We start from the raw sequence: 10838 nt of genomic DNA, 5'->3' as shown, positions 1-10838 counted from the left end.
CAAGGCATCTTTCCCGCCTTGACAAGCACCCCCGAACCGTCAGCACAATCGGGCTTCGGGGTGCCCCCACGCCCACCGGGCGCAATGTCGCCGCCAGGCGACGAGCCGCCCCCACAGCGAACTCACAGCGAGCACACATCACCCCCACACCCTCCCCCCGCACCCTCAACCCATGACCCCCCGCGCAGGATCCGCCGCCCACCCGGCCCGGCAATCCCTGCGCACCAAACTCACCATCTCCGTAGCACTCCTCCTCTCCCTCGTCTGCCTGACCATCGGCGTAATCAGCGAATTCGCCCTCCACGCCTTCCTCCTCGCCCAAACCGACACCCAGCTCTCCGCCGCCACCGCCCGAGCACTGGACTTCACCACCCGCCCAGCCCCTCCCGACGACAACGGCCGCAACCCCCTGGACGCCCCAGGACAAGGCGCAGGCACCGTAATCGCCCACTTCTCCTTCACCGGAACGAACGGCACCGGCGGCTGGCTCACCCCCCACGGCCAGCGAGTCAGCCTCACCCCCGACGAACTGACCGCGCTGCAAGACCTCCCCAACGACGGCCGCCCCTACACCCGCACCCTCGGCACCCTCGGCGACTACCGCCTCACCGCGATCCCGACCCCCGACGGCATCGTCATCACCGGCGTCCCCCTGGCCCCCATGCAGCAAACGCTGCTGACCGTCGGCCTGATCCTCTTCGGCGTAGCCGCCGCCGGGGTAACCGGTGCCGCCTTCCTCGGCGCCTACGCCGTCCGCCAAACCCTGCGCCCGCTGGAACGCGTCGCGGAAACCGCGGCCCAAGTGTCCGAACTCCCCCTGGACCGAGGCGACGTCGACCTGTCCGTCCGGGTCCCGGCCCAGGACACCGACCCGCGCACCGAAGTCGGCCAGGTCGGCGCGGCGCTGAACCACATGCTCGGGCACATCTCCTCCGCGCTCGAAGCCCGGCACGCCAGCGAATTGCGCGTCCGCCAGTTCGTCGCCGACGCGAGCCACGAACTGCGCACCCCGCTCGCGGCCATCCGCGGCTACGCCGAACTCGCCGGACGGTCGGCCAGCCACGCTCCGCCGGACGTCGCGCATTCGATGGCGCGGATCGAGTCCGAGGCCGACCGGATGACGGCGCTCGTCGAGGACCTCCTCCTGTTGGCCCGCCTGGACGCGGGCCGTCCGCTGGAGGTCGCCGAAGTCGACCTGACCCGCCTGGTCGCGGACGCGGTCAGCGACGCGCACGTGGCCGGTCCGCACCACGTCTGGCAGCTCGCCCTTCCGGAGGAACCGATTCTCGTGCTGGGCGATGTCCAACGGCTGCACCAGGTTTTGGCGAATCTGCTCGCGAACGCCCGCGTCCACACGCCTCCCGGCACGACGGTCGTCACCGCGCTCAGCCGAGTCGCGGACGGCAGCGCCGTGGTACGCGTGACCGACGACGGCCCCGGCATCCCGCCCGAACTGCAGCCAGCGGTGTTCGAGCGTTTCGCCCGCGGGGATTCGTCCCGGTCGCGAGCAGCCGGTTCGACCGGGCTCGGCCTGGCGATCGCGTCCGCGGTGCTGACCGCGCACCACGGCGCCATCGCGATGCGCAGCCGCCCTGGACAGACCGAATTCGCCGTGCGGCTGCCGGTCGCGGTCCCGGCTCGGCGCAGCCCGCTCGCGGCTGACCCCAAGTCGCACAGCGGGCACACAGGGTAGGCACATCCCGGCCCCAGGTCGCCCCGCGAGGCTGGCCGCATGACCGCAGTCGCGACCCCTTCAGCCGTTCCCGCCGCGCCGGTCCAGCGCGCTGAGCCGAAGTGGGCGCGTCCGGCCCTCGTGCTGCTGCTCGTCGCCACCGCCGCGCTCTACCTGTGGGATCTCGGCGCGTCTGGTTGGGCGAACGCGTTCTACTCCGCTGCCGCGCAAGCCGGATCGCAGAGCTGGAAGGCGTTGTTCTTCGGCTCCACCGACGCGGCCAACGGCATCACCGTGGACAAGACGCCAGCCGCGCTCTGGGTGATGAGCCTGTCCGCGCGGCTGTTCGGCGTGAACGCGTGGAGCATCCTGGTCCCGCAAGCACTGATGGGGGTCGGCTCCACGTGGCTGCTGTACGCGACGGTCCGGCGTACTTCGGGTGCGGCGGCGGGATTGCTGGCTGGCGCGGTGCTTACGCTCACCCCCGCTGCGGCGTTGATCTTCCGCTTCAACAATCCGGACGCGTTGCTTGTGCTGTTGCTGATCGCCGCCGCCTACGCCACAGTGCGGGCGATCGAGAAAGCCAGCCCGAAGTGGTTGGCAATAGCCGGGATCGCGGTCGGGTTCGGCTTTCTCGCCAAGATGCTGCAAGCGTTCCTCGTCCTGCCCGCCTTCGCGCTCGCCTATCTCGTAGCCGCGCCTGTCGCGCTGAGCAAACGTCTCCTGCACCTGCTCGCCGGACTCGCCGCGGTCGTGGTTTCCGCAGGCTGGTACCTCGCGGTCGTGGCGTTGTGGCCCGCCGCGGACCGGCCGTACATCGGCGGCTCGCAAAACAACAGCCTTATCGAACTTACCTTGGGGTACAACGGTTTCGGCCGCATCACCGGTGACGAGACCGGCAGCGTCGGCGGCAGTCCTGGCGGCGGCTGGGGCAGCACCGGGCTGTTCCGGTTGTTCGGCGGCGAAATGGCGGGCGGCATCGCCTGGCTGTTGCCCGCGGCGGTGCTCGGGCTCGGCGCCGGCCTGTGGTTCACCCGCTACGCGCCCCGCACTGACCACAGCCGTGCGTCGCTGTTGATTTGGGGCGGCTGGCTGATCGTGACCGCCGCGGTGTTCAGCTTCATGGGCGGGATCATCCATCCCTACTACACCGTCGCGCTCGCCCCGGCGATCGCCGCGCTCGTCGGTACCGCCGCGGTCCAGTTGTGGCGGATCCGCAGCAACCCGGCTGCTGTCGGGCTGCTGAGCGGCGGTGTCGCACTGACGACGATCACGGCGTATTCGCTGCTGAACAGTTCTTGGCAACCGTGGCTTGCCCCGACGGTGCTCATCCTCGGGATTTTGGCCGCTGCCGCACTGTTTTTCGTCCAGCACTTCGGCCGCGTCGCCGCTGTGCTGGGACTGGTTGTGCTGCTCACTGGAACCGGTGCATACAGCCTCGCCACCGCCGTGACTCCGCACAGCGGCGCGATTCCGTCCGCCGGGCCGAACACCAGGCAGATGTTCGGCGGCGGCGGACTGCTCGGCACCACTCTCCCCGGCGAGAACCTGGCGGCATTGCTCCGGAAATCCGGCGACTACCGGTGGGCCGCGGCGACCGTCGGGTCCAACAATGCCGCCGGATACCAGCTCGGCAGCGGCAAACCGGTGCTCGCGGTGGGCGGGTTCAACGGCACCGATCCGTATCCGACGCTCGCGCAGTTCCAGCAGTACGTCCGCGCCGGGCAGATCCGCTACTTCCTCGGCGACGGAATGGCCATGCGCGGCTCCAGCAGCGGAAGCGATGCCGCCGCCCGGATCGTCCAGTGGGTATCCGAGAACTATCAACTGACCACAGTGGACGGTGTCACGGTGTACGACCTCACGGCCTGATTTCGGTTCGTGCGGCCAAACACAGCGCAGGCACAGGAACACCACATGGTGGCCAAAGCCCGGCAGACGACGGTGAACCCATGAACGCCACCGCCCCCTCCCGCAGCAGCGCCCCGCGGCCCGGGACGACTCCGGTCGGCCTCGGCGGTCCGCACCCCGTGCTGGACGTCGTCATCCCGGTCTTCAACGAGGAAACCGACCTCGAACCGTGCATCCGCAGACTGCGGGCGCACCTCGCCGAACGCGCCGGCTACCCGTACCGGATCACCGTCGCGGACAACGCGAGCACCGATGAAACCCTTGCGGTAGCCGAAGAACTGGCCCGCGAGTTCCCCGAAGTCGAAGTGCGCCACCTGAACGAGAAGGGCCGCGGCCGCGCACTGCGGGCCGTCTGGTCCGCCTCGGACGCCGCCGTGCTCGCCTACATGGACGTGGACCTGTCCACCGACCTCGCCGCGCTGGACCCGCTCGTCGCGCCGCTGCTGTCCGGGCATTCGGACGTCGCGATCGGCAGCAGGCTGGCCCGCGGCGCCCGCGTGGTCCGCGGCCCGAAGCGCGAGTTCATTTCCCGCTGCTACAACCTGATCCTCCGCGGCACGCTCGCGGCGAGATTCTCCGACGCGCAATGCGGGTTCAAGGCGATCCGCGCCGACGTCGCCCGCGCGCTGCTGCCGCACGTGCGGGACACCGGCTGGTTTTTCGACACCGAACTGCTCGTGCTCGCCCAGCGCGCCGGGCTGCGGATCCACGAGGTGCCGGTCGACTGGGTCGACGACCCGGACTCGTCGGTCGACCTCCTCGCGACCGCCGCCGCCGACCTCAAAGGCATCGCAAGGGTCACGCGCGCGACCCTCACCGGCGAGATCCCCGTCCACCGGCTGCGCGAACAGCTCGGCCGCGAACCGATCGGTGTGGAGGCCCCTGGAGTGTCCCCGAGCCTGGTCAAGCAACTCGTGCGCTTCGCCGCGGTCGGTGTCGCCAGCACTGTCGCATATCTGCTGCTTTTCCTGCTGCTGCGGACCATGGTCGGCGCGCAGGCGGCCAACTTCACCGCGCTGCTCGTCACCGCCGTCGCGAACACCGCGGTGAACCGGCGGGTGACGTTCGGCGTCCGCGGCCGGGCCGGAGCCGGGCGGCACCAGTTCGAAGGGCTGCTCGTGTTCGGCCTCGGACTGGCGCTGACCAGCGGTTCGCTCGCCCTGCTCAACCACACCACCCATCCCGGGCTGGTTCTGGAGACGACCGTGCTCGTGCTGGCGAACCTCGCCGCCACAGTGCTCCGTTTCCTGCTGCTCCGAGGCTGGGTCTTCAATCCGCGCCGTACCGCTACCGAGGAGTCATCGTGAGCACTGTCCTGTCCGCCCGGCCCGCCGCCCCGGACACACCGGATCGCGGCGCCGCGAGACTGCGCTGGGTCCGTCCGTCGGTGTTCGGTCTCCTCGCGCTCACCGCTATCCTGTACTTCTGGAACCTGACCGCTTCCGGGTACGGCAACTCGTTCTACGCCGCGGCAGTGCAATCGGGCACACAGAGCCTGAAGGCGTGGCTGTTCGGTTCGCTGGACGCCGGGAACGTGCTCACTGTCGACAAACCGCCTGCCGCGTTGTGGGTGGGGACGGCTTTCGCGCGGATCTTCGGGTTTTCCAGCTTCACTGTGCTCGCCCCGCAGGCGTTGATGGGCGTCGGCTCGGTCGGGCTGCTATACCTGACTGTCCGTCGCGTTTCCGGGCCGCTCCCGGGATTGCTGGCCGGTGCGATGCTCGCGCTGACTCCGGTCGCCGCGCTGATGTTCCGCTTCAACAACCCGGACGCGTTGCTCACGCTGCTGCTCATCGCCGGTGCCTACGGCACGGTGCGGGCGATCGAGAAGGCCAGTCCGAAGTGGCTCGTTTTCGCTGGCGTGGCAATCGGATTCGGGTTCTTGACGAAGATGATGCAGGCGTTCCTCGTGCTGCCCGCGTTCGCGCTGGCGTACTTGATCGCCGCGCCGACCGGGCTGGGGAAACGGTTGCTGCATCTGCTTTACGCCGGGGTCGCGGTGGTCGTGTCGGCTGGCTGGTTCGTGGCGCTGGTGGAGATCTGGCCGGCGGCTTCGCGGCCGTACATCGGCGGGTCGACCGGGAACAGCCTGCTGGAGCTGGCGCTCGGGTACAACGGGCTCGGCCGGATCTTCGGCGGGCAGGGCAACGGCGGCGGTATGGTCGGAGGTCCGGGCGGCGGCGCGAACGCCGCGTTCGGCGGCAGCTCCGGCCTCGGACGGATGTTCGGCGCGAGCTTCGGCACCGAGGTCTCGTGGCTGCTGCCCGCCGCGCTGATCGGCGTGGCGGCCGGTTTGTGGTTCACTCGGCGGGCCGCGCGCACTGACCGGATCCGCGCGTCGCTGGTGGTCTGGGGCGGCTGGCTGCTCGTGACCGGACTGGTGTTCAGTTTCATGGGCGGCACCGTGCACCCGTATTACGCGGTCCAGCTCGCGCCCGCGATCGCTGCCCTGGTCGCGATTTCCGGACACGCGCTGTGGCGAGGCCGGGCGCACCTGGCACCGCGGATGGTGCTGGGCGGGATGATCGTGGCGACCGCGGCGTGGGACTTCATCCTGCTCGACCGCACGCCCGACTGGTTCCCCGCGCTGCGCTGGACGATCGTGGTGCTGGGATTGCTCGTGAGCACCATTGTGGTGGTCGGGCTACCGCGGGCGCGGACTGTGCTGACCGGTCTCGCGGCGGCGATCGTCCTGACGCTCGGGGTCGGCACCGCTGGGTACGCCGTGGAGACGGTTTCCTTGCCGCACAGCGGTTCCATCCCGACTTCGGGTCCGCGCACCGGCGACATGGGCGGCGTTTTCGGGATGATGGACGAGACCAGCGGCGCGGTCGGCCAGTTGCTGGGCGGCACGACGACGAAATGGGCCGCCGCGACGACCGGATCGCAGTCGGCGGCGAACCTGGAGCTGGCGAGCGGCAAGTCGGTGATGGGCATCGGCGGGTGGAGCGGCCGCGACCCGGCCCCGACGCTGGAACAGTTCAAGCAGTACGTCGCGTCGGGCGAAGTGGCGTACTACGTGGACGGCGGCAGGGGAGGCGGACCCGGCGGCGGGTCGAGCGACATTTCCGAGTGGGTGGCCGCGAACTTCACCGCGACCACGGTCGGTGGCGAGACTGTCTACCAGCTCACCCGGTAAGTCCGGAAATCCTCAGCCTCCTCCCAGGAACGAGGCGCATTCTGGAAGGCACGGAGAGTCATCCGCGAACGTCCGGGAGGTCACGATGGCCGGATATCCACGCTGGCACACCGCGAGCGAGCAGGGCCCGCGCGAGCGCAACGCCGACGCGGTGAGCGCCTACGCGGCCTCCGGGGCTCGCGGAATCACCTTCGCGCTCGCCGACGGCGTCGGGGACGACCCCGGCGCCGGGCGGGCCGCCCAGGTCGCCGCCGCGGCCGCCGCGCGCACCCCGGTCGAATCCGGCCCGGTGAAGGCGATTCTGGCCGCACAGCAAGCAGTGCACCGGCTGGGCGGCACCGGGGACGCGGTGCTGGTGGTCGCGATGCCGTTCGCCGGCGGGTACCGGATCGCGTGGGTCGGCGACGCGCGGGCGTACTCGTGGGACGGGTCGATGATCCACAAACTCACGCAGGACCACACGATGGCGGAGTACTTCCGGTCGCGGCACCAGCCGTATTCGCCGCGGATGGAGCATCTGGTGACCACGAGCGTCCGCACGACGAAGCCGGAGGAGATCGGCACGACGGAAGCGCCGAGCGGCGGTCTCCTGCTCACCAGCGACGGAGTGCACAAGGTCCTGACGCCCGCCACCATCGACGAAATCCTGGCCGACCCCGCGCGCGGCGCGTCCGCTTTGGTCGCGACCGCGATCGCCTTGGGCGGCCGGGACAACGCGACGGCGCTGTTCGTGGAAGCCCCGGACGTGGCCGCGATGGTCACCGAGAAGTTTCCGGCTGCCGCCTGAGCGAGGTCAGGCGTGCTCGCGTTTGAGGTTCCGGTACTCGCGGTAGACGAGCACGATGATCACCGCGTCGAGCGCGGCGAAGAACGGCAGCGCGATGGAGTGCGTTTCGAAAGCCCGGTAGATCTCGTACACGACGAACGCGGCGAGCACGAGCATCGCGACCGGATAGGCGCGCACCCACTTGCGGGCGAGCGCCCACACGAGGCCGAGCTTGAGCAACCCGTGCGCCAGGAGGTACGCGACGGCGAACGTCTTGGTGCCCCCTCCGGCGAAATGCTCGGCAGCGGTTTCCAGATGCCGTGCGAGCGTGCCGGAGGGGTCGCCAAGGAGGTCGCGGGTGATGACCGCGTTCACGAACCCCGTGACGACTGACGCGGGGATGAACGCCAGGATCAGCGCACCGATCAGCTGAAGGGCCCCGTCGAGGCCCTTCAGCGTGATCGCGATCCGGAACAGCCGCTCGGTGGAACGGGTGGAGGTCTCCTCGCTCATCGGTACAGGAAACCGGAAAAGGCCGGGGCCTGCTGGGCCGACGGCCGGTTTCCGGCAGCTGATCCGGTTTGCGCACCGCTGCGGTGTTCCGCCTTTCCGTCATTCACGGAGCATCGCGGCACCTCCTTTGCTCTGGCATTCCGCGCATCGCTCGTACCGTTTCGTGTGATCGTGCGGATCCTGCCCGAACGCCGGGAAACACGCCGCCCCGCACAACCCGAGATACACCGGCCCGCAGCGAAGCGGACGACGTCCGACCTGATGCGCCAGCCGGACCGCGTTGTCCGGCGCGCCCGCCTGCGGCAGCCACCCGTGCGCGGGCAGGCTCGCCAGGACGACCTCGTTGAGATGGTCGGCCCGCCGGACCAGCGCACGGCCGAGGTCGAGAAGCCGCTCGCCGAGATCCTGCACCGCGTCCGGCCGCGGGCATCGCTCGTCGAGCGCGCGGGTCAGGAAGGCGAGATCCAGTGCCAGGGTGGCTTGCAGGTCCCGGACCCAGGTGACCAGTTCGGGGCCGGTGAGCCCTACCGCCGAACTGCGGCGATCCGGCAGTCTGCTCCAGCGTCCGGTCATGCGCCGTGCCCCGTGAGTGCCGGGAGGCGGCGTGCCGCGCCGTTCGTGCGCCGGATGCCTGCGTACCTTCGCGTCGCTCCCGGCCTCGATGCTGCCGACCCCGGTGCCAGCGCCCCGCTCGTCGAACCCGTGGCCACCGCGTTCCGCGCGCGCAAGACCGTCACCGCCTCGCTCACGCCGGGCACCGTTCGTTGCCCGGGCGGGACTGTCCCTCCTGACGGAGCCATTCCTCCGCGCATTCGGCGCACGTCGGGTCGAACCAGTGGCCGCCGAGCTGCGGCACGTCGCGGCGGGCGACCGTGACCTCCGCTCCGCACAGCGCGATGAAGGTTTCCCCGGGTCTCGGCGCGAACGGCCCGTCCAGTGCGTGCCGTTTTCCTTCCGCCTGCTGCCATCTGAACACCGGACTCCTCCCCTTGTGGTGCTTGGAGTCCCATTCGGGATGTCGCCGACGGGTAACGCAAGCCCCCGGTCCGGGTGATCATCGGAGCCGGGTTTTTCCCGCAGCCGCAAGCAATTTCTGCGAGCACCGGGGTTGGCGCGCGGGTTACCGCCGAGTTAGGCGTCACCAGATGGTGACACCCCCGGAGGGCGGACGCCGCCGCGGTCGTTACGGCGCCCGTGCCGCCTGAGCGATGCGAGGCGCGGCAGCAGTCACGGGCGCCGCGAGGGGGAAGAGCGGCGGGCGTCCGCGGGCATCACCTCGCTTCCGGGAGTGCGGTCGCCGCTATGACTGCTGTCGCCAAGCGCATACGCAACCCCCGCGCGAGGGTTGTCACACGACAGTGGTCAGAATCGCCACCCGGATCACGCCACGGTGGTGCGGCTGATCAGCACGTCGAGGCCAGGACCGGTGAGGTCGTCCGCCGCCGCGCGACGGCCGGCCAGTGCGAGCAGCAGAGCCTCCGCCGGGCCGCGGACTTCGATGCCGTTGCCGGACGTCCAGTCCAGGTCGGTCGCGACCGCGCGCAAACCGGTCAGCCGGCGCGACACTCCGATCGGGGGCGCGCGCAGCGACAGGTCCAGCGCCCGGCGCAAGCGCACCGCCGGGATGGTCCGCGGCAGCCCGAGCGGGCGGCGGATGTCCTGCTGATGGATCAGGCCGTCGAGAAACCCGATCATCCCGCCGAACTTGCCCAGGATCCGGCCCGGCTGCGGGTGCCGCCGCAGGACGCCGATCAGGTCTTCGGGCGTGCGCACCCGGTATTCGGCGAGCCCGATCTCGTTGGCCCGTTTCAGCGACAGCCTCGCGCGGACGAGCCGCTGCGTCAGCTGGGGCCCGCTGAGTTCGTCGTAGCTCACGACGTGCGCGACGACCGAGCGCACGTCCCAGCCGGCACAGAGCGTCGGCTGGTCCCATTGCTCCGGCGCGAGCGTCTCCAGAAAGTCCGCGAAGTCAGCGCGCTCCTCGCGAGCCAGCGTCCGTACGTCCATGCCCTCCCCCGTCTGCGGCAGACACTCACCGTAGCAGCGGCCCGGTCGCGTTCGCCGGGTTGATCAAGAAGGGGAACCCCAAAGTGGCCCACTGCACACATTCACCCGATCGGGTCGAAGATGTGTGCATTGATAACGTCCGGAATGGTCTGACAGATCGTGAATACCCGTTCCGGAAACACCAGGACGGACGGGTTCGGCGAAGAATTTTCCACCCCGGGTTAGCGCGATCGGCGGGGAGCGTGCAAAGATGGCATTGCCGCAGGCAGGAGGGGTTAAAGGGGTGGAATATTCCATTCCCCGGACGCCCGCCGCGGCCGCCGGAACCAGTTCCCCTCGGGGGCGGGCTGGGAACTGTGTTCCGGCACTTTTCCGGCGGACAAGAAAGGATGCGCAATGACCGTTCCTGGCTCGGAAAATGCAGGCCAGGCAAGCCGTCGGACGCATAAATCGGACACCGGCGACGACAGACCGTATGCCGTAGCCGTAAGTCAACGCCCCGGCCGGGTGACCGTGACTTTTCACGAGCCGGGCATGCCGCAACCAGCGCCTGCCGTGCCGTCGCCGCGGCCGAGCACGCGCCCGGCATACCCGTCGTGGAAGACCGCGCGGACGTCGGTCGAACTGGCCGCGCGGCAGCCGGACGGCGGGACCCGGCCGTGGCAGCTGATCGCGTTCCTGCTGACTTTGCTCGTCGGCGCGACCGCGATCGTCTTCGCGACCGCCGGAGTCCTGGCCGGCCTCGCGACCGCGGCCGGGGCGGCTCTCGTGCACGTCACCGGTGCGGTGCTCCGCAAACACCGGGACGCCTGACCACCCTCGAAGCGGAC

General features: G+C 70.0%; 10 protein-coding genes. 6 read left to right on the top strand and 4 right to left on the bottom strand.

Going from position 1 to position 10838, the window contains the following annotated elements; translation table 11 throughout:
- Window positions 1–172: 172 nt before the first annotated feature.
- The 5 genes from ACWGIC_RS13800 to ACWGIC_RS13780 all read left to right on the top strand — a co-directional run bounded on the left by ACWGIC_RS13800 (window position 173) and on the right by ACWGIC_RS13780 (window position 7509).
- Window positions 173–1693 carry a sensor histidine kinase gene (locus tag ACWGIC_RS13800; RefSeq protein ID WP_452076252.1) on the top strand — a complete coding sequence of 507 codons (1521 nt, stop codon included), beginning with the start codon at window positions 173–175 and terminating at the stop codon, window positions 1691–1693.
- A gap of 39 nt (window positions 1694–1732) precedes the next feature.
- Complete coding sequence (locus ACWGIC_RS13795; RefSeq protein WP_452076251.1) at window positions 1733–3544, top strand: glycosyltransferase family 39 protein; 1812 nt, start codon at window positions 1733–1735, stop codon at window positions 3542–3544.
- Between the two features lie 80 nt (window positions 3545–3624).
- Window positions 3625–4890 carry a glycosyltransferase gene (locus tag ACWGIC_RS13790; protein WP_452076250.1) on the top strand — a complete coding sequence of 422 codons (1266 nt, stop codon included), beginning with the start codon at window positions 3625–3627 and terminating at the stop codon, window positions 4888–4890.
- A complete protein-coding gene (locus ACWGIC_RS13785) occupies window positions 4887–6722 on the top strand; it encodes an ArnT family glycosyltransferase (RefSeq protein WP_452076249.1) in 1836 nt (611 codons plus the stop codon). The genes ACWGIC_RS13790 and ACWGIC_RS13785 overlap by 4 nt, the downstream gene beginning before the upstream one ends.
- An 85-nt stretch (window positions 6723–6807) precedes the next feature.
- Window positions 6808–7509, top strand: a complete 702-nt coding sequence (locus ACWGIC_RS13780) for a PP2C family protein-serine/threonine phosphatase (protein ID WP_452076248.1) — start codon at window positions 6808–6810, stop codon at window positions 7507–7509.
- Between the two features lie 6 nt (window positions 7510–7515).
- Here ACWGIC_RS13780 and ACWGIC_RS13775 read toward each other — a convergent pair whose 3' ends face one another.
- The 4 genes from ACWGIC_RS13775 to ACWGIC_RS13760 form a co-directional block, all read right to left on the bottom strand.
- Complete coding sequence (locus ACWGIC_RS13775; protein ID WP_452076247.1) at window positions 7516–8001, bottom strand: DUF2127 domain-containing protein; 486 nt, start codon at window positions 7999–8001, stop codon at window positions 7516–7518.
- A gap of 99 nt (window positions 8002–8100) precedes the next feature.
- Entirely contained in the window at window positions 8101–8574 is a 474-nt protein-coding gene (locus ACWGIC_RS13770; protein ID WP_452076246.1) for a hypothetical protein, read from the bottom strand.
- Window positions 8575–8746: 172 nt separating this feature from the next.
- Window positions 8747–8977, bottom strand: a complete 231-nt coding sequence (locus ACWGIC_RS13765; protein ID WP_452076245.1) for a zinc finger protein — start codon at window positions 8975–8977, stop codon at window positions 8747–8749.
- A 404-nt stretch (window positions 8978–9381) separates the two neighbouring features.
- Window positions 9382–10008: a maleylpyruvate isomerase family mycothiol-dependent enzyme gene (locus ACWGIC_RS13760; protein WP_452076244.1), complete on the bottom strand. Its 627-nt coding sequence runs from the start codon at window positions 10006–10008 to the stop codon at window positions 9382–9384.
- A gap of 534 nt (window positions 10009–10542) precedes the next feature.
- Here ACWGIC_RS13760 and ACWGIC_RS13755 point away from each other — a divergent pair.
- Window positions 10543–10821 (top strand): hypothetical protein, encoded by a 279-nt coding sequence (locus ACWGIC_RS13755; RefSeq protein WP_452076243.1) that lies wholly within the window; start codon window positions 10543–10545, stop codon window positions 10819–10821.
- The last annotated feature ends 17 nt before the right edge of the window (window positions 10822–10838 follow it).

This window comes from Amycolatopsis sp. NPDC054798 (assembly GCF_053611505.1).
This window is presented reverse-complemented; position numbering and strand designations above follow the sequence as displayed.